This window comes from Pseudochelatococcus contaminans, assembly GCF_014195635.1.
Taxonomy (GTDB): domain Bacteria; phylum Pseudomonadota; class Alphaproteobacteria; order Rhizobiales; family Beijerinckiaceae; genus Pseudochelatococcus; species Pseudochelatococcus contaminans.
The window spans coordinates 793,359-813,726 of sequence record NZ_JACICC010000001.1 but is presented as its reverse complement, the minus strand read 5'-3'; the positions used below and the strand labels follow the sequence as shown (position 1 = coordinate 813,726).

At 60.7% G+C, this 20,368-nt stretch carries 22 protein-coding genes; 6 read left to right on the top strand and 16 right to left on the bottom strand.

Going from position 1 to position 20,368, the window contains the following annotated elements; all coding sequences use genetic code 11:
- Positions 1–111 precede the first annotated feature (111 nt).
- The 6 genes from FHS81_RS03480 to FHS81_RS03455 form a co-directional block, all read right to left on the bottom strand.
- Positions 112–822 carry a protein-L-isoaspartate O-methyltransferase family protein gene (locus FHS81_RS03480; RefSeq protein WP_183750607.1) on the bottom strand — a complete coding sequence of 237 codons (711 nt, stop codon included), beginning with the start codon at positions 820–822 and terminating at the stop codon, positions 112–114.
- Positions 823–830: 8 nt separating this feature from the next.
- Complete coding sequence (gene surE, locus FHS81_RS03475; RefSeq protein WP_183750606.1) at positions 831–1,604, bottom strand: 5'/3'-nucleotidase SurE; 774 nt, start codon at positions 1,602–1,604, stop codon at positions 831–833.
- Between the two features lie 28 nt (positions 1,605–1,632).
- A complete protein-coding gene (gene serS / locus FHS81_RS03470) occupies positions 1,633–2,928 on the bottom strand; it encodes a serine--tRNA ligase (RefSeq protein ID WP_183750605.1) in 1,296 nt (431 codons plus the stop codon).
- Between the two features lie 81 nt (positions 2,929–3,009).
- Positions 3,010–3,864, bottom strand: coding sequence for a twin-arginine translocase subunit TatC (gene tatC / locus FHS81_RS03465; protein ID WP_183750604.1), 855 nt, complete (start codon positions 3,862–3,864; stop codon positions 3,010–3,012).
- Complete coding sequence (gene tatB, locus FHS81_RS03460) at positions 3,861–4,460, bottom strand: Sec-independent protein translocase protein TatB (protein ID WP_183750603.1); 600 nt, start codon at positions 4,458–4,460, stop codon at positions 3,861–3,863. Before tatB ends, tatC begins: the two co-directional genes overlap by 4 nt.
- A 150-nt stretch (positions 4,461–4,610) precedes the next feature.
- Positions 4,611–4,850, bottom strand: coding sequence for a twin-arginine translocase TatA/TatE family subunit (locus FHS81_RS03455; protein WP_183750602.1), 240 nt, complete (start codon positions 4,848–4,850; stop codon positions 4,611–4,613).
- Positions 4,851–5,186: 336 nt separating this feature from the next.
- Between FHS81_RS03455 and rpmG the strand changes: the two genes are divergently transcribed.
- A complete protein-coding gene (rpmG, locus tag FHS81_RS03450) occupies positions 5,187–5,354 on the top strand; it encodes a 50S ribosomal protein L33 (RefSeq protein WP_183750601.1) in 168 nt (55 codons plus the stop codon).
- Positions 5,355–5,639: 285 nt separating this feature from the next.
- Here rpmG and FHS81_RS03445 read toward each other — a convergent pair whose 3' ends face one another.
- Complete coding sequence (locus tag FHS81_RS03445) at positions 5,640–6,014, bottom strand: response regulator (RefSeq protein WP_183750600.1); 375 nt, start codon at positions 6,012–6,014, stop codon at positions 5,640–5,642.
- A gap of 170 nt (positions 6,015–6,184) precedes the next feature.
- Here FHS81_RS03445 and FHS81_RS03440 point away from each other — a divergent pair, with 170 nt between their 5' ends.
- The 5 genes from FHS81_RS03440 (at position 6,185) to FHS81_RS03420 (ending at position 9,616) form a co-directional block, all read left to right on the top strand.
- Entirely contained in the window at positions 6,185–6,514 is a 330-nt protein-coding gene (locus FHS81_RS03440) for a DUF3572 domain-containing protein (protein ID WP_183750599.1), read from the top strand.
- A gap of 153 nt (positions 6,515–6,667) precedes the next feature.
- Entirely contained in the window at positions 6,668–7,138 is a 471-nt protein-coding gene (locus FHS81_RS03435) for a RidA family protein (RefSeq protein WP_183750598.1), read from the top strand.
- Positions 7,138–7,881 carry a glycerophosphodiester phosphodiesterase family protein gene (locus tag FHS81_RS03430; protein WP_183750597.1) on the top strand — a complete coding sequence of 248 codons (744 nt, stop codon included), beginning with the start codon at positions 7,138–7,140 and terminating at the stop codon, positions 7,879–7,881. Before FHS81_RS03435 ends, FHS81_RS03430 begins: the two co-directional genes overlap by 1 nt.
- Positions 7,878–9,065, top strand: coding sequence for a GNAT family N-acetyltransferase (locus FHS81_RS03425; protein ID WP_183750596.1), 1,188 nt, complete (start codon positions 7,878–7,880; stop codon positions 9,063–9,065). Before FHS81_RS03430 ends, FHS81_RS03425 begins: the two co-directional genes overlap by 4 nt.
- Positions 9,066–9,178: 113 nt before the next feature.
- On the top strand, positions 9,179–9,616 hold the full coding sequence (locus tag FHS81_RS03420; protein WP_183750595.1) for an HIT family protein: 438 nt from the start codon (positions 9,179–9,181) through the stop codon (positions 9,614–9,616).
- A 45-nt stretch (positions 9,617–9,661) separates the two neighbouring features.
- On the opposite strand, the gene FHS81_RS03415 is transcribed toward FHS81_RS03420, so the two are convergent.
- From FHS81_RS03415 to FHS81_RS03375, 9 genes are all read right to left on the bottom strand, one after another.
- The gene (locus tag FHS81_RS03415; RefSeq protein ID WP_183750594.1) at positions 9,662–10,867 is read right to left on the bottom strand and encodes a pyridoxal phosphate-dependent aminotransferase; all 1,206 of its coding nucleotides are present in this window, start codon (positions 10,865–10,867) and stop codon (positions 9,662–9,664) included.
- A 101-nt stretch (positions 10,868–10,968) separates the two neighbouring features.
- Positions 10,969–12,459 carry a polyphosphate:AMP phosphotransferase gene (gene pap / locus FHS81_RS03410; RefSeq protein WP_183750593.1) on the bottom strand — a complete coding sequence of 497 codons (1,491 nt, stop codon included), beginning with the start codon at positions 12,457–12,459 and terminating at the stop codon, positions 10,969–10,971.
- 146 nt (positions 12,460–12,605) lie between these two features.
- Positions 12,606–14,441: a V-type ATP synthase subunit A gene (locus tag FHS81_RS03405; protein WP_183750592.1), complete on the bottom strand. Its 1,836-nt coding sequence runs from the start codon at positions 14,439–14,441 to the stop codon at positions 12,606–12,608.
- On the bottom strand, positions 14,438–15,130 hold the full coding sequence (locus FHS81_RS03400) for a DUF2764 family protein (RefSeq protein ID WP_183750591.1): 693 nt from the start codon (positions 15,128–15,130) through the stop codon (positions 14,438–14,440). The genes FHS81_RS03405 and FHS81_RS03400 overlap by 4 nt, the downstream gene beginning before the upstream one ends.
- On the bottom strand, positions 15,127–15,819 hold the full coding sequence (locus tag FHS81_RS03395; protein WP_183750590.1) for a hypothetical protein: 693 nt from the start codon (positions 15,817–15,819) through the stop codon (positions 15,127–15,129). Before FHS81_RS03395 ends, FHS81_RS03400 begins: the two co-directional genes overlap by 4 nt.
- A gap of 24 nt (positions 15,820–15,843) precedes the next feature.
- The gene (locus FHS81_RS03390) at positions 15,844–16,290 is read right to left on the bottom strand and encodes an ATP synthase subunit C (RefSeq protein WP_183750589.1); all 447 of its coding nucleotides are present in this window, start codon (positions 16,288–16,290) and stop codon (positions 15,844–15,846) included.
- Between the two features lie 12 nt (positions 16,291–16,302).
- Positions 16,303–18,153, bottom strand: coding sequence for a V-type ATP synthase subunit I (locus tag FHS81_RS03385; protein ID WP_183750588.1), 1,851 nt, complete (start codon positions 18,151–18,153; stop codon positions 16,303–16,305).
- On the bottom strand, positions 18,150–18,794 hold the full coding sequence (locus FHS81_RS03380; RefSeq protein WP_183750587.1) for a V-type ATP synthase subunit D: 645 nt from the start codon (positions 18,792–18,794) through the stop codon (positions 18,150–18,152). The genes FHS81_RS03385 and FHS81_RS03380 overlap by 4 nt, the downstream gene beginning before the upstream one ends.
- 10 nt (positions 18,795–18,804) lie before the next feature.
- Entirely contained in the window at positions 18,805–20,172 is a 1,368-nt protein-coding gene (locus FHS81_RS03375) for a V-type ATP synthase subunit B (RefSeq protein ID WP_183750586.1), read from the bottom strand.
- Between the last annotated feature and the right edge of the window lie 196 nt (positions 20,173–20,368).

Here is a 20,368-nt window from a genome sequence, read left to right as displayed (position 1 = left end):
TCACAAACATGGCTTCATAAACACAATTCGGACGAGTGGATCTGCCGTGCTGTCTTTATTCCAGGGTCAGGCATTCCTGGGCCAGGCATTCCAGGGCCAAGCGGAATATGCCTATAGGACTTTTGCGACGCCGTGCGCCAACGGCGGCAACCTGATCAGTCCAAGGTCTTCATGTGCGAACGTGTCTCCATCCGTGGATGACGCAGCGGCATCCTCCTCCGGCACATGCCGGGTGACACGAATCAGTCTTGGCTCACCAGCGACGACAAGTGCGCCGACGAGAATGCCGTCAGGACTCAATGCGTTGAGTAAGACATCGGGGAAAACGTCGGGAACGGCACCGTTAAGCAGGATGCGATCGAATCGCTTGCCGGAAACTGTTTCAGCTGCCAGCCCGTCAGCAGGCAGCACGAGCACGTTATTCAGTTCAAGCGTGGCCAGACGCTCACCTGCGGCCATCGCCAAAGTGCGATATCTTTCCGTCGATATGACTTCATGCGCAAGCCGTGCGAGAACGGCCGAGACATACCCGGACCCGGACCCGACTTCGAATACGCGGTGTTCGGATGTCACCTTCAATGCCAACAACATACGGGCGATGATACCCGGTGCGGTCATCGTCTGGCCGCAGGATAAGGGCAGCGATATATCCGCGCGCGCCAGATCGCTGAAACGACGCGGTGCGAACAGATCACGCGGCGCGAGTTCCATCGCCCGCAGCAGCGCCGTATCTCTGATGCCGCGTTCCCGCAAGGCCAACAGAAAGGCGACCGTTTTCTCCGCGCCTCTTGCCGCAATCGCGTTGCTACCGTCCGGAGGCATCTGCGATACTATTGACGCTGGCCGTGAAAGAGGCTGGCATAGCGTGTCATGCTAGGCTCATGTGTGAGGTCGATCTGCAATGGCGTGACCGCAATCCGCTTATTACGCACGGCCCACAGATCGGTGCCGTCCTTTGGTTCGTGTGGCGCTCGCGCGCCCATCAACCAATAATATGGCCTGCCGCGTCCGTCTTCGCGTTCTTCAACCTTCATGAAGGCGATATTGCGCCGGCCTTGCGCCGTGACGGCAATGCCTTCCACCTCTTCCGATGCGCAGTCCGGAAAATTGACGTTGACCAGCACACCGGGATCGATGCCCGCGTCAACGATTTGTCGGATGACATCCGCTGCATGCGCCGCGCTGCTGTCCCAGCGTGTCTCTGCCCGCCCGCCGGGACCATAGACCTGCGACAGGGCAATCGACGGAATACCGAAGATGGTCCCTTCCATAGCCGCCGCGACGGTGCCGGAATAGATCACGTCCTCGGCTACGTTTTGGCCCCGGTTGATGCCTGACAGCACGAGATCCGGGAGTTCATCCTGAAACAGATGCCGGACGGCCATGATGATGCAATCTGTCGGCGTGCCGGAGACGGCGAAGCGATTGCCGCCAAGCTCGCGCATCCGCAGCGGATCGTGCAGGGAAAGGGAATGGGAAACGCCGCTCTGGTCGGTCTCCGGTGCAACGACCCAGACATCCGACGACAACTCGGCTGCGACCTTTTCAAGTACGCCAAGGCCTTCAGCATTGATTCCGTCGTCGTTGCTTACCAGTATGCGCATGTTCGCCCCCCTGCCCGGTCTGTCACCCTCAGTCAGCCGCCGCGACACGCTCGACGCCGCCCATGTAAGGCCGCAGCACCGGCGGCACCGTTATCGAACCATCGGCATTCTGCCACGTTTCCATCACGGCAATGAGCGCCCGGCCAACCGCCGTGCCGGAACCGTTCAGCGTATGCACGAAGCGAGGCCCCTTGCCATGCGCTTTCTCGTCATCCGGACGATAGCGCGCATTCATGCGCCGCGCCTGAAAATCACCGCAGACCGAGCAGCTTGAAATCTCGCGATAGGCTTCCTGCCCCGGCACCCAGACTTCGATATCGTAGGTTTTTTGAGAGGCAAACCCCATGTCGCCGGTGCAAAGTGTGACGACACGATAATGCAGATCCAGCGCCTTCAATACAGCCTCGGCGCAATGCAACATGCGCTCATGCTCATCCCGGGACGCCTCTGGCGTCGTGATCGACACCAGTTCCACCTTGCTGAACTGGTGCTGGCGCAGCATCCCGCGCGTATCGCGTCCCGCAGCACCCGCCTCTCGGCGGAAGCACGGCGTCAGCGCCGTGAAACGAAGCGGCAGTTCGCCTTCCGGCAAAACCATTTCCCGCACCAGATTTGTCAATGGCACTTCAGCCGTTGGAATCAGCCATTTGTTGTCGGAAACTGCAAACTGGTCGTCGAAGAATTTTGGCAACTGCGCCGTGCCGAACATGGGTGCATCATTGACCAGTAGCGGCGGGTTCACCTCCGTATACCCGTGGTGCTGGGTATGCGTGTCGAGCATGAACTGACCGAGCGCCCGCTCCAGCCGCGCCAGATGCCCTTTGAGCACGACAAAGCGCGATCCGGACAGCCGCGCCGCCGTTTCAAAATCCATCAACCGAAGTTGCTCGCCGAGATCGAAATGCTGCCGCGGGGTAAAATCGTACTGCCGTGGCTCGCCAACGCGGTGATACTCGACATTGGCACTTTCGTCCGGGCCTTCGGGAACTTCGGCCAGAGGCAGATTTGGGATTGCGGCAAGCACGTCATCCAGTTCGGTGATCGCAGCTTTCTGAGCTTCGTCAGCCTCCTGCATGGCGTCCTTGAGCGCTGATACCTCGGTCATCAGCGTCTGCGCGCGCGCCTCGTCCTTGGCGGACTTCGCCTGCCCGACTTCCTTTGACAGCGCATTGCGCTTTTCCTGCAGTACCTGAAGCGAGGCAATCGCGGCCTTACGGCGATCGTCAATCGCAAGGATGGTATCCGCCGCTGGCGCCAGCCCTCTGCGCGCGAGATTGCTGTCGAAACCTTGCGGGTCGTCACGGATAGTGCGGATGTCGTGCATGACGTTTCAGAACGGCGGCGCGCGAGCGACGTCGTTTCTCCTCAAGCTTTGCCATTGCCTGCGCACAAAAGGCGCGTGAAATTAGTCCTGTTCACGCGCAGCCTGCTCAGCAGCGCGCTTCTTCTCGATCATACGAACCGAGACGATGGAAAGCTCGTAAAGGAGCAGCGTCGGGATCGCAAGAGCGATCTGGCTGATCACATCCGGTGGGGTGAGCACCGCAGCAATGATGAACACGATGACGATGGCATAGCGGCGCTTGGACTTCAGATAAGCGGAATCAACGACGCCTGCCCGGCCAAGCAGATTCAGAATAACCGGCAACTGGAAGCATATTCCGAACGCAAATATAAGCGTTGTAATCAGCGACAGGTACTCGCTGACCTTCGGGAGCAGTTGGATAGCTGCCTGCCCCTCAGCGCCGGATTGTTGCTGGCCGATCGAAAACTGCATCACGATAGGCATGGCGATAAAATAAACCACCAAAGCGCCCAGGACGAAAAACACAGGTGTAGCGATGAGATAGGGGACAAACGCCTGCCTCTCATTGCGATAAAGGCCGGGTGCCACAAACTTGTATATCTGTATCGCGATGACAGGAAAAGAAATGAAGGCCGCGCCAAATGCCGCGATCTTGATCTGGGTGAACAGATACTCCAGCGGGGCCGTATAAATCAGCCGGACATCAGCTCCCTCGCCTGCCGCGAAGACATATGGCCAAACCAGAATGTTGTAGATCTGCTTTGCAAAGGCGAAAGATACAAAAAACGCGATGATGAAAGCCGCCATTGCCTTCAGCAAGCGCGAGCGCAGCTCGATCAGATGATCGATAAGCGGCGCACGGGAGGCCTCGATCTCATCTTCCAGCGTATCTGGAGGCGGTAACGCCTTGGCGTTCAGGGGATCATCCCCTTGTACGGATTCGGAAGTGCTCATGCTCCACCCTCCCTGTCGGGTGTCCGGCGCGGATGGGCCGGAAAGGCGGAAAACCGCACTTTTCTGTAAAGACGCGACGACCGGCGAGTTGGGCTGGCCAATGGTTTGACCACGTCACGAGGTGCGGCAACAATGACACGCGCACGTTTGCCCTTCCGCCGCTTGGGCAAAGCCTCCGCTGGCAGCGATTCGATATTCGCAGGGGTATGTACAAGCGGAGGAGTTGCTGCAGCGGCATTTTCCGCAAGGCTGCTGAAACGCGACACACCATCCGGCCCGGGCGTGGAGGACGCGGTTGACGTCGGCTTCTGAATCGCATCACGCAATTCGTCACGCACGTTGCGCAACGGGTCGAACGTTTTGGATGGAATATGACCGGCAGCCGTTTTCACCTTGTCGACGGCGTTATGCAACTCATCCAGCTCCGCCTCGCGCATCGCCGCGCTGAAATGCGCCTGAAAATCCGCTGCCGTGCGCTTGAGCTTTGCCAGCATCTGCCCGGCCGTTCGCAAAACCCGCGGGAGTTCACGCGGGCCGATGACGACCAGCGCGATGGCCCCCACCAGCAGAAGCTCGCTCCAACTCAAATCGAACATGCCGCGCTCTATACGTCTTGTGACGGATAACCCTGACAAACAACATCAGGGCTTTCCTTTAATCAATTGCAATTCAACAGGCTTATCCAGAATCACAAGGCATGCCGTGTGAACGGCAAAGCCCGCATTCGGAGAACGCGTAACCCGTTTTCAGTTGACTTTGGTATTCTCGGTCGCGGCAGGCTTGACGGTGTCATCCTGAGCAACGCGGCCTGTCGCCGTGCCCGTTTCCGCCGCAGGCTTGTCATCGTCGGACAGGCCCTTCTTGAACGCCTTGATACCCTTGGCCACGTCACCCATCAGATCGGACACTTTTCCGCGCCCGCCGAACAGGATCAGAACCAGGACGCCGACCACGACCCAGTGCCAGATGCTGCCAAATCCACCCATAACCTTATTCCTCCGTCCAGATCCGGTAAGCGCCTGCTGACTGGCTGACCGGGTCTGTGCCTTGACTGCGGCTGGATCGCGAATCATGACAATCCGATCCTGCGGCAGCGTTGCGCATAAATGTCATCTTACGTTACGAGGCTGGAAAGGCGAAAACAAGGATTTCATTGCCAGCCTGTCGATAACGTTTTTTAGACCGGCGATGATCAACGGAAACGGTTCAGGCCTTGACAGCGAAGTATGCATGTTGCATGTCACTGCATGAATGGCCGGGTTTTCCGGCTCTTTTAGTTTTACGGACGCCCGTAGAGGCGTCAGCCTGCTAGAGGTTCCGCCATGGCCAAGGCCACAACCATCAAGATCAAGCTGCTGTCGACCGCCGACACCGGCTATTTCTACGTCGCCAAGAAGAACTCGCGCACTCAGACCGACAAGCTGTCTCAGCGCAAGTACGACCCCGTCGTGCGCAAGCACGTCGAGTTCAAGGAAACCAAGATCAAGTAAGATCTGGTTCCGGAGATCAAATATCAACGCCCTTGGAGCCTTGCTTCAAGGGCGTTTTTTATTGCCGGAGCATTGATGGGTGCCTGAAAGAAGTCCGGCCGGGAGCATGCGATAAAACGCGACGCTCACCGGCCGGTGCCCCACGGACCCAGGAGATGCGGCGGACCTGAGCACTCCGTAGGGAATTCAACGATCATTTGTATAGTGAGTCTGGAACAAGTGTAAAACGATTTCGTCGCTGCACCGCCAGACACTCATTTTGCAATGCGGAAAACGGCTTGATGTTCAGGAGGATGGCGGCGCGTATGTACGCACTGTCTCCAGAAACTTCGCCACCGAAATCGGTTTGGAAAGATAGGCCTCGCAGCCGCTGGCCCGAATCCGTTCTTCATCCCCCTTCATGGCGAAAGCGGTTACCGCGATCACCGGGATGCTACGCAAATCCGCGTCGGCTTTCAGCCATTCCGTGACTTCGATTCCCGAAATCTCCGGCAGCTGAATATCCATGATGATAAGGTTGGGCTTGTGTTCCGACGCGAGTTCCATGGCTTCGCGGCCGTTGGTCGCTTTGATCGTGGCATAGCCATGAGCTTCCAGCAAATCGCCGAAGAGCTTCATATTCAACTCGTTATCTTCGACGATCAGTACTGTGCTGACCATGCACGCGCCTCATCATTCCTGTTGCGTCCGCCTCCTCGCGAGAAGCCAAGGACGCGCCTGACGATGTGCATGCCCGGCATTTCCACCCGTGCCGGCTGGCTGTTTTGCATGCAACACCCTATACTCTACTTATATATCAGTAACCTATTGATGAAAGGCAAATTTTGATCATGAATCGTCCAACTGTCGACAAGGCGGATTTTACGCACGAGGCGTTGGCTATCGCCGCGTTGTCATTTCTCGCAAGCGATCCAGAGCGGTTGGGCCGTTTTCTCGCGGTGACCGGGCTTGGGCCTGAAACCTTGCGCGATGCTGCCGCGCGGCCAGGTTTTCTGACGGCTATTCTGGATTATCTTATGAGCGATGAAACGTTGCTTGTCGCTTTTGCAGCGAATGCCGGAATTGCACCGGAGGCCGTCACCCGCGCTCAGGCGCGTCTTGCAGACACCGAGGGTGTGAAAGACGCTGAGGGCAATGCCGGGGAAAACGATTTTTCCTGATACGAAGCGGCAGGAAATGACTCGGTAGCCGCGCTATTCCCTGATTATATAGCGCTACCGGCTGCGGTGGGTCATGATACCTGCCACTTGTCCGGTCACCGATTCGGCGGAAGCCTTCCGCTCCCGTCGCCATGACGACAGAAAGATGAGGCCATGAGCGCTATCGATACCCGGCTTGCAGAACTCGGCATCACCCTGCCCACGCCCGCCACGCCTGTTGCGAACTACGTTTCCTTTGTTCAGTCGGGTTCGCTGCTCGTCATTTCGGGGCAGTTGCCGCTTCAGGGCGATGGCACCCTTGCCGCCCAGCACAAGGGCAAGGTCGGCGCGGATGTCGATCCCGAGGCCGCCGCGGAGGCCGCGCGCCTTGCCGCCATCAACGTGCTCGCCCAGGCTCAGGCCGCTGTCGGTGACCTGTCGCGAATCGTTCGCGTAGTGCGCCTCGGCGGCTTTATCAATGTCGCGTCCGGCTTCACGGCGATTGCGCCTGTCATGAACGGCGCTTCCGATCTCGTCGTCGCAGTGCTTGGTGATGCCGGTCGGCATGCCCGCTCCACAGTCGGCGTCGCCGAGCTGCCGCTTGGCGCGGCTGTTGAAGTTGAGGCTATTTTCGAGGTTGCGTAATGCCGGCTCCCGCGTGGCTGACTGCGCGCCCCATCGCCCATCGCGGGCTGCATGATGCCGCTGCCGGGATTGTCGAAAATACGCCATCAGCTGCGGAGCGCGCCGTGCAGGCGGGTTTCGCTGTTGAATGCGACGTTCAGATCACGGCCGATGGTGAAGCTGTCGTGTTTCACGACTTCACCCTCGACCGGCTGACGCATGGGCAAGGCCGTGTCGATGCCCTGCCCGCCTCCGAACTGGCGGATATCCCTCTCAGGCAAACGAGTGACCGGATAACCCGGCTCGACGCCTATATAGAGGCAATTGCCGACCGCGTTCCGCTGATCGTTGAGATCAAGAGCCGCTTCGACGGCGACCTGACGTTGGCACGCCGCACGGCTGAAATCGTTCGCGGCTGTCGCGCCCGAATCGCATTGATGTCCTTCGATCCCGATATCGTCCAAGCTCTGCACCAGCTTGCCCCGGATAGCCCCATTGGAATTGTCGCCGAGGCAACTTATGCCGCTGACGAGTGGCAGGATCTGCCTGTCGAGCGCCGTGAGGAATTGATGCATTTCCTCCATATCGACCGCAGCAAACCACAATTTATTGCGTGGCATGTCGGTGATTTTCCGCACCCCACCCCCGTTGTTGCGCGCCATTTCGGTGTTCTCGTGCTTGCCTGGACCGTGCGAGGCGAGGAAGATCGGCGGCTGGCTGCCCGCTTTGCCGACCAGATTATTTTCGAGGGCTTAGATCCTTGAAGGTCACCGTTGCAGCATCAATTGCGGATGTTCCTGCCCAGGATTGGGACGCGTGTGCATTGGATTCCGCCTTACGTTCCGCTGGAGGCGATGCCGATAACCCATTTTTGAGACACTCTTTTCTTCTGGCGCTTGAGTCATCCGATTCCGTGCGGCCAGAGTCTGGCTGGCAACCTTTGCATGTTATCGTTCGAGATGAGGACGATGTCATCGTCGCGGTTGCGCCGTGTTATCTCAAGGGCCATTCGCGCGGTGAATATGTCTTCGATCACGCGTGGGCCGATGCCTATGAACGGGCTGGCGGGGATTATTATCCGAAGCTGCTGGTTGCGGTGCCGTTTACGCCTGTCAGCGGCCCTCGTCTTCTGGTGCGTGATGGCCCATTCGCCGAAAAGGCCACGCAAGCGCTGATCGTCGGATTGCGGCAGTTGCGGGAAGCGACCGAGGCATCCTCCATCCACGTCAACTTTGCTTTACCTGAAGAATCCGCGGTGCTGGGCTCGGCTGGATTCTTGCCGCGTATCGATTGCCAGTATCACTGGATCAATCATGATTTTGCGAGTTTCGACGATTTTCTGGCAACGCTTTCATCGCGCAAACGCAAGACCATTCGTCGTGAGCGACGCGACGCGATTGGCAGCGCGACACCGGGCGATGGCATAACCATCGAGCAGTTGACGGGCGACGCCATTACGACCGCGCACTGGGATGCGTTTTACGCATTTTATCAGGATACGGCGTCGCGCAAATGGGGCCGGGCCTATCTGACGCGTGAATTTTACGACGCGATCGACCGGACTATGCGCGATCGCGTGTTGCTGGTGATGGCGCGCCGGGCGGGCCGATATATTGCGGGAGCCATCAACTTTATCGGCAGCGACACGCTTTTCGGGCGGCACTGGGGCGCTATCGAGGAGCATCCGTTTCTGCATTTCGAAGTTTGCTATTATCGGGCAATCGACTTTGCCATTGCCCGCGGGTTGAAACGGGTGGAAGCCGGCGCGCAGGGTGAGCACAAGCTGGCGCGGGGTTACGTGCCTACCATGACTCGCTCCGCGCACGACATCGCCGACCCTGATTTCAGGCGCGCCGTGGCAGCCTATCTGGCGCAGGAGCGCCCGGCCGTCGAGCAGGAGATCGCGCTGCTGGCGGATGAAACGCCGTTCAGGCACGAGCCGGATTAAGCAAAACTGCGCGGCTCTATGAATACCGTGCGGCGAGATATTGACGCGCCGCAGCGAACTTGCCATGCCTGTGGCCAAACACGACTGACGCAAAGCACGCGAAAGGCGAATCCATGACCGCTTATGATCCCGATAACGTTTTCGCCCGAATCCTCCGGAACGAGCTTCCCGCCGCCCGGATTTACGAAGACGACGATGTCCTTGCTTTCATGGATGCCATGCCGCAGGGCGATGGCCACGCGCTCGTCATTCCGAAGATGCCGTCGCGCAATCTGCTGGATGCGGATCCGGAAACCGTCTCAAAGCTGTTCAGGGCGGCGCAGAAGATCGCTGTGGCGGCACGCGCGGCCTTCGGGGCGGACGGCGTATTCATTGGGCAATATAACGAAGCCGTTTCCGGGCAGACCGTCTACCACCTGCACGTCCATATCGTGCCGCGTTTCAAGGATGTCGATTTGCGCCGTCATGCTGAAGGCGGCTTCGCAGATCCGCAGGTTCTGGCCGATCACGCCGCGCGTATCCGCGCGGAACTCGACAAAAACGAAGCCTGATATGCAAGCGCCTCACCCGTTCAACGGGTGAGGCCATTTTGCTCGTCATCCGCGCGTGCGGATATAAGTGCGCAGGCGTGAGATACCCTCGCGGCAATCGTCGAATGACCCGGCGAACGACAGCCGGATGTATGATCCGCCGTTTTCCGGATCGAAGTCCAGCCCCGGCGTGACGGCGACCCCTGCCCGTTCGAGAATGTCGCGGCAGAAACTCAGTGAGTCATCGGTCAGATGGCTCACGTCGCGATAGAAGTAGAACGCGCCTGTCGGCTCCGGTCCTTTATCCAGGCCGAGGTCAGGCAATGCGTTCAGCAATAAATCGCGATTGGCGGCATAACCCGTTTTGATCTGCTCAAGCTCTTCCACGGCATCGAAAGCCGCCTCCGCCGCCACTTGTGACAGGTAGGGAGCGGATATGTAGAGGTTCTGGGCCACCCGCTCCACACCGCGCACGATGCTTTCCGGCACCACGAGCCAGCCGACGCGCCAGCCCGTCATGCAATAATATTTCGAGAACGAGTTGACGATGATGGCCTCGTCGTCAAATGCCAAAGCGGTCTCGCTGGCGACGCCATAGGTCAGACCGTGGTAAATCTCGTCCGAAATCAGCCAGATGCCAAGCCGCCGGCATGCCCGCGCCACTGCCTCAAGCGAGGCGCCATCCATGGTGACGCCGGAGGGGTTGGCGGGGCTCATCACCAGCACGCCCGCAAGCGGTTTGTCCTTGTGCAGACGCTCAATGTCATCGGCCGTCATGACCCAGCCGTTATCGGCGTTCAGCGGCATCGGCACGGCTTCCAGCCCCAGTGCCGCGAAGATGTTGCGATAGGCCGGATAACCCGGCGATGACACGGCAACCCGCGCTCCCGGCTCGAACAGCGCCAGGAAGGACAGGACAAAGCCGGCGGATGACCCCGTCGTGACCACAACACGCGAGGGATCGACCTCAACACCGTAGGCCTGCCTGTAATGGTTGCTGATCCGCGCTCGCAGAGTTTGCAGTCCGCAGGACTCCGTATAACTGACGCGCCCTGCGGACAGAGCGCGGGCGGCGGCCTCGCGGATTATCGCCGGGGTTGCGGCTGAAGGCTCCCCAAGCTCCATGTGGATGACGCTGCCGCCGGACCTTTCGATGGTCCGCGCCCGGGCAAGAACATCCATGGCCAGAAACGGCGATACGGTTTCCAGACGTGACGACAGTCGCCGAGCGGCCGGTGAGGCAGCATCGGAAAACGCAGGTGTGTTTTTCATGGCGGTGACGAACGGCCCTCATGATTCCGGATGCGCCATTCATAAAAGAACTTTCCCGCAAAAAGGAGATTGCTTTGCGGGAGAAACGCATTTGAGATGCCTTAAAGGGCCTTTTCAATCCTGTCGGCGACCGTTTTCAGCACGTGCACGCGGGCGTAGCGCTTGTCCACCGCCGGCACCAGCGTCCATGGCGCGAGTGCCGTGGATGTGCGGTCGACCATGTCGGTGACGGCTTCGTCGTACTGGTCCCACTTGTCGCGGTTGCGCCAATCCTCTTCGGTGATCTTGAACTGCTTGTAGGGCGTATCGGCGCGCTCGTTGAAGCGGTTCAATTGCTCCTCGGGCGTAATCGCCAGCCAGAACTTGGCGATGATATAGCCGTCATTCGTCAACTCACGCTCGAAAGCGTTGATCTCGCCATAAGCGCGCATCCAGTCGGCAGGGGACGCAAACCCTTCCACCCGCTCCACCAGCACGCGGCCATACCAGCTTCGGTCAAAAATCGCCACGTGGTCCTTGGGCGGGATGTTACGCCAGAAACGCCACAGATAAGGGCGCGCACGCTCTTCCTCGGAAGGCGCTGCAACGGCGTGCACGCGGAAGTCGCGCGGGTCCAGCGCCTGCCGGATGCGGCGGATGCAGCCACCCTTGCCGGCTGCGTCGTTGCCTTCGAACACGCAGACAAGCGCGCGCTTGCTGAAAGCAGCCGATTCCGTCAAATCGAAAATGCGCTCCTGCTCTTCCTTGAGTTTGCGCTTGTAGGTATCTTCGTCAATGGTTTTGGTTAGGTCGATGGTGCTGATAATCGACGGGCGCGGCAGATGATAACCCGCAGCGGAATCAGGTTCCGGCGCGGGTGCGGGTGCGGATTCTTCCACTATGAACGTGCTGCGGATAAGGGCCAGAAGGGCCTGACCGATGGCGACATCGCGATAACGGGCATCGGCGGCAGGCACCACGTTCCACGGCACGGAATCCGGCGAGATGAATTGCGCGACCTCGCGGGCGGCCTCGTGCAGCTTTTTCCTGCTATGCGCTGCCGGAACATCCGCCCATTCCTCAACCAGCGGACGGCGGAAATGGTCGCTCTTGCGTTCTTCCTTGTGACGGCGCTCGGCTTCTTCAAAATCGATATGCAGCCAGAGCTTGAGCACCTTGACGCCCTCGTGCCCCAGCATGGTTTCGAACGCTCGCGCCGATAAAACGGACTGCATGAACCCGTCGCGGTCCAGCTTGCCCAGCGCGCGGTCGCGCAGCATGACGTGATACCACGATCCCAGCACCGCGCTGATGGTGCCCTTCGGCGGCATGTCGCGCCAGTAATGCCACTGGTTCGGCCGGTCGTTGTCGTCGTTGTTGCGGATGTCGACGCTGATCGTTTCGAGATAGCGCGGATCGAGCCATTCATAGAGGCGATTCAGCACCTCGCCCTTGCCCGCACCATCGGCGCCGTTGATGAGAATCATGATGCTGTGCGTGCCGCGCTCACGAAGCTCGCGCTGGGCATCGAGCAGTTCGTTGCGCAACTGCGCCTGGATTTCCTTGAACGCTTCCTTGGTGAGCTTGTGTTCAAGCTTCGTTGAGTCGAACAAGGTCTGTCATCCTTTTTGTTGTCGCGGCAGCGCGAGCGAAGAGCTGCATCATGCAGCCGCTCTCCGCCGTTTTCAAGCCGATGCGTGACTTTGCGTCGCAAAGGCAATGGGCAGGATGCCCCTTGCCCCCACAACGTCCGCTGGCCTCAACTTACTGCTGCGCTGGCATCGACCTTTTCGATTTCGCCCATCAGCCTTTTGGCGTCGTTGGAGCCGGGGGCGGCATAATTGTAGTTCTTGAACAGGCCGGTAAGCTTGGTGAAGTGGCGGCGCACGTCGTCCTTTTCCTCGAAGGCGTAAGGCCGGGTGGCAATGGCATAGACCATGTCGAACAGCTCCTTCTGCCGCTCTGGAGAGGCAGAGGAATCGATGGGATCGAACGCGTCCTGCTGCAGGAAGACCATATCGACGAAACGTGCCGCCTCGGCGGTGACGAAATCGTCGGTGCTGATCCCCTCCTCGCCGGCCACCTGCTCCATCTGCGCGATTTCATCGCCGCGCCGCAGCAGCTCGACGAGTTCGTCAACCTGCAACGTCCAGCCCGCGCCCATGTGTTCTGCATACCAGCCGGCGAGCTGTTGCCGATAGCGCGACCACGATTGCAGCGGGTCGATGGCGGGATAGAAACGCTTGTAGGCACGGTCGTAGGAGAGGCCGAGGAAGCACTTCACAGCGGCGAGAGTCGACTGCGTGACAGGCTCCTCGAAGTTGCCGCCGGCCGGCGACACCGAGCCTATGATGGTCAGCGCGCCCTTTTCGCCGTCGTTGGTGGCGATCACACCGGCGCGTTCGTAAACGCCCTTGATGGCGCTGTCGAGATAGGCCGGGAAAGCTTCTTCGCCGGGGATTTCCTCCAGCCGGCCGGAGATTTCGCGCATCGCCTGCGCCCAGCGCGAGGTGCTGTCGGCGATCATCAGCGTACGCAGGCCCATCTGGCGGTAGTACTCGCCAATGGTGATGCCGGTGTAGATCGACGCCTCGCGGGAGGCCACCGGCATCGAGGACGTGTTGCACACGATCACGGTGCGGTCCATCAGTGAGTTGCCGGTGCGCGGATCGATGAGTTGGGGAAATTCCGTGATGGTTTCCACCACCTCGCCCGCGCGCTCGCCGCAGGCCACCAGAATCACGATATCCACGTCCGAATGCCGGGCGATGAGGTTGAGCAGCACCGTCTTGCCCGCGCCGAAAGGCCCGGGAATGCATGCCGCGCCGCCCTGCACGATGGGGAAGAACGCATCGATGATGCGCTGTGTCGTCGTCATAGGCTCATCGGGATAAAGCCGCGTGGAATAGCCTTTCGCCAGCAGGCGGCGCGGCAGTGCCTGACGCACCGGCCACCGCTGTTTCATGGTGATGGTGCGCGTTGCGCCGGACGATGCCTTGAGGCGCGCCAGCGGCTCATCTACCGTCATGGAGCCATCGCGAATCCAGTCGATCGTCACCGTTTCGTCGAGATCGAACGGCACGAGGATCTTGTGCGTGATCGGCCCCTCCGGCACCGTGCCCAGCACATCGCCCGCCTTCACCCGCTCGCCGACGCGGCGGGTAGCGGTGAAGGCCCATTTCGTCGCCGGGTCAAGCCCCGTCACCTCGACGCCGCGCGGCAGGAACACGCCGGATTTCTGCGCCAGCCCTTCGAGCGGATTCTGCAAACCGTCATACACCTGCCCCAGAAGGCCAGGCCCCAGCAGGATGGACAGTTGCTCGCCGGTTTGCTCCACCGGGTCGCCAAGCCCGATGCCGCCGGTGCTTTCGAAAACCTGCGCATCGGCGATATCGCCCTCCACGCGCAGCACCTCGCCCTTGAGCCGCTGGCCCGGAGCGCGCGCGGGGTGAATGTAGATCACCTCGTTTTTCACCAGCCGCCCGGTTTCGGGGTCGTTCAGCCGCAGGCGGATGATATCCTCCTGCACGGCGACGACGCTGGCCGTCGGCTCGGCGGAACCGGATGCAGTGTCGGTGGAATTTGGTCCGGTCATGGCACAGCCTCGAATGTCGGAATGGCGTCTGTCAGTGCTTCATCGAGCAGATGGCTGAAGCGCGTCGTGGCGGCGGCGGTGTCGTAATGCGCCCAGTTGTCGACCACGGACCAGCGAAGCAGGTAGATCGCAACGGCCTCAAGATCGAACGTGTGATTGTCGGCATAACGGTCGATGGAGTCCCAGACCGCCTTGAGAATTATGCGCTCCATGCCCGCCGTATCGCCGCTTTCAAGTTTATCGCGCGCTTCGATCACCCACGGAAAGGCACGGGAGATGCCAAAAGCGGGATCGGACCAGTTGGCCCGGATCGTCTCCCGAAAACGGCCATAGCCCCAAGGCGTCTGCGGTGCGGGCGCGTCCTCTCCCGCATACCGCTTTCGCAAGGCGGTGATGACCGTGCGGATTTCCAGCCGGTCGCGAAAGAGATGACGGAGCGTTTCACTGCTCAGCGACGCCATCACCTTGTTGGCGCGGGCCAAAACGGTAGCGTCATCGTCACCAATGCGCAGATGTTCCCACGACAGCACGTCGACCATGGCTTCGAGTTCAGCCCGGTCTTCGGAAGAGAGCATGCCCAGTCGTTCCTCGATCTGCGAACGGCTGATCGGCGGCACATGCGCTTCCAGGAACCCGCCGAGATCGGGCAGGCTCGAAACCAGCAGGATGTACGAATCCTTGCCACTCATTTCACGACGCCTTCCAGCAGCGCGCGGAACCGCGGCTGCAGGTGGGCGAGGATCATGTCCGCCGTGGCCTTGTCTGTGAGATCGACCGATACACCGCGATCCACAAGCTGGATGCGCAGGCCGCCCTCATCGTCATCGGCACGGGCGAAGGTCACGCCGTCGCGCAACATGGCCGCGGCCGAGGCAGCGGCGAAGTGGGTCAACGACCCCTCCTTCAGCTCCTCCGGGTTACGGCGCAGTTCATCGAGGCCGACGGCCGCGCGGGGCAGCCTGAACACGACTTCCTTCGAGCGATCGACGCCTGCTTCCTCGCGCACACGCCCGGCGACGGCCAGGATCATCTGCTTCAGCAGCTCCTCGTCGCGCATGGTGGCGGAGATGGTCTTGAGGACATCGCCGGCGAACCGGCTGGAGAGAAAGTCCTTCAGGTCCAGCACCGTGTCGCGCGCGGCGGCCTTGAGGGCATCCTCGCCGGCGCGCTGGAAGTTGTTCGCCTCGCGCCGCGATCGCTCCAGTATCTCGGTGGCCTGCAACTGCGCTTCCTCGACGGTGGCGCGTGCCAGCGCCTGCGCTTCGGCCACAATCCTGTCGGCTTCCGCCTTGCCGGAAACGACGCCCTCGTCCCGCAGGCGGGCGATCAGCGTTTCCACGCCGGATGCCGTGCGCTGTGATCCTGTCTGCTCAGCCATGCGGCGATCCTCCCCTGCCTGTTATCAAGATCCGATGGAGCCCGCGAGCACGAGCGCGAACACGAAGGCGAAAACCTGAAAGCCTTCCACGATGGCCGCCGGCGCAAGGCTGAGGCCGAAAATCTCCGGCTTGTTCTTGGAGGCGGCGATGGCGCTGGCGCACACGCGGCCCTGATACATGCCGGCATAAAGCAGCACGAGCGCGGTGATGATGCCGATGCCGAAAAGCGCGCCGCCGTTTTCGGGCGTGATCGGCTGTTGCAGCGAGAACATCACCACGATGCCGTAGATCACGTTCGAGGACGGCATCAGCGACACACCGAGGAACCGGCCATAATTACCGTCCGTCTCCAGCATGGCGCCGATGGCTGCCTGCCCGGCAAGTGTGACGCCGATGGCGCTGCCCAGCGCGCCCAGACCCATCGGCGCGAATACGCCAAGCCACCCGAGGGCGATGATGAACTCATTCATGAATTGCCTCTTTCATTTGGCGTGTGCCGGCTGCTTCCCGGTCGGCGCCGGTTGTGCCGCGCGTCTGGCGAATGCCCGGAAGGGGTAGCCTTCTTCGCTCAACCCCCAGCCGAAAAACTCGATGAAATTAAGCCGCAGCCCGTGCACCACACCGCTCATGATGCCGAGCCCGAAATTGACGCCATGCCCCAGCAGCAGCACAAGGATGGACAGCAGCACGTAAATCGCCGGACCTTCGCCGCGAATGTCTGCCGCCAGCGAGTTGAATGTCGCTGCGAGCGATGCGCTGGCGAGGCCGAGCGCGAACAGGCGCAGATAGCTCAGGATATCGCCGAAGATCTTGGTGATGCCGGTCAACGCCATTGCGCCCTTGACCGCGCGCTCGCCGAAACCCGCCCCCGGCTGCGCCGTCGCGCCGCCAAGCACCACAGCCGCAAGGCCGCCGAACAACAGAAGCGATGTCAGGCCGGTGGCCAGCGTCTCGCCGTCGCCGAGCCACATGAGGAATCCGGCCCAGATCGATACGATCCAGCCGATCGACGTCAACGATTTGCCGCTGATGACAATGCCGCCATTGATCGCGTTGACGTGCCGGTAAACCCACGCGTTCGCCCCAAGGCCGATGCTGAGATGGATGACGCCGATGCCGACCGACAGCTTCATCATGACATCGAAATCATGGACATCGATGATGGCGAAGCGGGACAGGAAGCTGCCTTCCGGCAATTTCAGCCCGAAATACGATCCCGCCAACACGCCGTAGAATATCGCCACCGAAGACAGCGCCACCAGCAGCACGCGCGCGCGGCGCGTTGCCGGGCTTTTGCCCAGCTTGCCCCAGAACAGCACAACGAACAGCGCAATAATGGCCGCATAACCGGCATCCGCCAGAATCATGGCGAAGAAGAAGCTGAATGACACGAACACCACGAGGCTGGGGTCCCAGCTGCGATAGCCCGGACTGGTGTAAAAGCGTGTCAGGTCCGCGCCGCTGGCCACGCGTTCGTGCGGGTTCAGCAGGGTCGGCGGCTGATCGATCGCGGAGGGCTCCTCCACGACAAGCGCCAGTCCGTGATCGCGCGCGAAGGTTTCGAGGTCTTGCGTGGCCCCCTCCGGAGCCCAGCCCTGAAGCGCAAACACGCGATCATCGTCGAGCGTCTGCTCCGCAACGGCACGCCGCTCATCGGTGTCGGCGGCATCTGCGAGGCGCAGACCGAGCGGCAAAAGCCAGCGCGTCAGTTCCGTACGGCGCACCTCCGCTTGCTCGATGTCGTCCCGCGTATCCTCAAGCGCTTCCTGCAGATCGCTCAATGGTAACGCGCCGGTACGGCTGCGGGGGACCGGCAGAATGTCGGCAGGCGGCTCATCCGGCGAGATAATGGCTACATAAAGCGACGTCGACCCGCGGCCGACGATCTGCCAGGGCAACTCCACCGCGTCGAGAGCGATCCGTTCGCTGATCGGCAGCACATAGAACCACAGCCGCTGGCCACGTAGGTCATCGATAGGCGGCAGCTTGAAATCGCCCCAGCGCTCCAGCGTATCGATGCGCTGCTCCAGTGCGTCAACACGCTCGCGCAACTGGTTGAGACGGGCGCGGTTCGCGATGATCTCGTCCACGACCTCGGCCTGATCGAACTCTGTCGAGGGGCGCAAGGGCCGTAATTTGTAGGGCGCTTCTTCCAGATGCCGGAAAGCCGTTTCCGTGCGCCGGCGCAGCACCGGGTTATCCGTGGTGAGCGCACCCGGCGCGCTGAGCGGAATGAGATGAACGCATCCCAGATCCTGAAGGCCGGAAAGAACGGCTTCCTTTTCGCCGATCAGCCCGCACAGGGTGATGCGGCGCATGGGCACGATGGTCATGCGTCACCTCCCGCTGTCCCCGCCACCTTGCCCGCCGACGACACCACTTCCTGCTCACGCTTGCGCTTGGCCATTTTCGCGCCGACAACCGCCGCGCGTTCGGTATCGCCAATCGCCACCATGATGCGGCGGATATTCTTCTCCGCCTGCGGAATCAGTATCTTGTCGAACAGGTTCACGCGCTGGGTCGTGCGCGTCACGGCGCGGTCCAGCAGCGCGATGGCCCGCTCCGCCGTTTCCGCCTCGATGCGCAGCCGCGCGGCTATCGTCAGTCTGCGCACCACCTCATCCACCCAGTGCGGGCGAACGAAGAAGCCATAAGGGCGTGCCGTGATGACGATATCTTCCACCACCGGCACACGCACACCGGCGATGTTCATTTCGCCGATGCGGACGGAATCGACCTTCACCAGCTTCTTGAGCTTGATGCGCCGGTCCGCGAGCATGGGCACTGCTGCACCAGCCTCCTTCACCGCCTCATCATAAGCCTGACGCGCCCGCGCTGCTGCGATGCGGGCTTTGTTGCGCTCCGCCATCAGTTGCTGGCGCTTGAGATCGAGCGCCGGAAGAAAACGCTTGCTGGCGGCGAGGCTGTCTTTTTCGCGCGCAAGCTGCGCTTTGCTCAGGGGGATCTGGCTCATCGTCGCCCCTTCAAGCCGGATGCGGGTAATATTTGTCGAGCAGGTTCTGGCGAATGAGCAACTCTTCCGGCGAAAAATTCTCCGCCATGGTAGCCCAGCCAAGGTCGAGCGCCTCTTCCAGCGGAATCGATACCGCGATATCCATGAAGCGTTCCTTGAACGCCTCGCCGAACCGCACAAGCCGCTCGTCATAATCCGAGAGGTCGAAGGCCATGGCCTTCTTGCGATCCGCCTCGCGCGCGCCGGCATAAAGACGGATCATGGTGTTCATCACCGCCGAATGATCCTCGCGTGTCTCCTTGCCGATGACGTGCTGCTTGAGGCGCGACAGCGAGCCGAACGGGTCGATCAGCCCGTCGCGCAGGTAAAACTGACCTTCCGTGATGTAGCCCGTGTTATCGGGCACCGGATGGGTGACATCGCCGCCCGGCATGGTCGTCACCGTCAGGATCGTGACAGAACCCGCGCCGTGGAACACCGTGGCCTTTTCATAGCGGCGCGCCAATTGCGAATAAAGATCGCCCAGATACCCCCGGTTGGAGGGCACCCGCTCCATGGCGACGCCCACTTCCCTGAGCGCATCCGCGAAGGCGGTCATGTCGGTGAGCAACACGAGGACGCGCTTCTTTTCCTCAATGGCGAATTTCTCAGCCACCGCCAGCGCCATGTCCGGCACCAGCAACCGCTCCAGCGGCGGATCGGCGGCCTGGTTGACGAACATCACCGTGCGCGAGAAAACCCCTGCGTCCTCGAATGTCGAGCGGAAGCGCCAGTAATCGTCGAACGTCAGCCCAAGCCCGCCGAACACCACGATGTCGGCATCCGCCTGCACACCGATCCGCGCCAGCAGCGGATCGTAGGGCTCGCCGGCGCGGGCAAAAATCGGGATCTTCTGGCTTTCCACCAGACAATTGAACACGTCGATCATCGGAACATTGGTGCGGATCATACGTGAAGCCAGCGCGCGCCGCACCGGGTTCACCGAAGGACCGCCTATTTCCACCTGCGGATCGTAATCCAGCGCCGGCCCGCCATCGGAGACGCTACCGTCACCGGAAAACACGCGGCCCAGAATGTTGCCGGAAAAGGCCACGCGCGGCGGGTGGCCGAGAAACTGGGCTCTGGACCGGGTCGACAGGCCCTGCGTGCCGCCGAACACCTGCAGCGACACCTCGCCGGCACCAAGCCGCACCACCTGCGCCAGCCGGCCGGTGACTCCGATATCACCTTCGCCTTCGCTGACGATGGCAAGATCGCCATAGCGCGGGCCGTCCGGATCATCCTCCACCACACCCGGCGCGCGCGAAGGCAGCGCAATACGCACAACCTCCCCCACGATTGACAGCACCCGGTCATAATGGATGGAGAGTGTGCTCATACTCGGCTGCCCTTCATTGATTATCTCGCCGGACGATATATACTATCTAAGGACGATAACAGGACTTTTTATTGAAACCGTGACATCTGGCAAATCTTTTCTCACAACATATTAACCTAAAGCCGATTCATCGTGCAAAATTCATAAATTTTGTATTATTCCTAAAATGGAGAACGGCAATCCTCTGCCTGCAAAG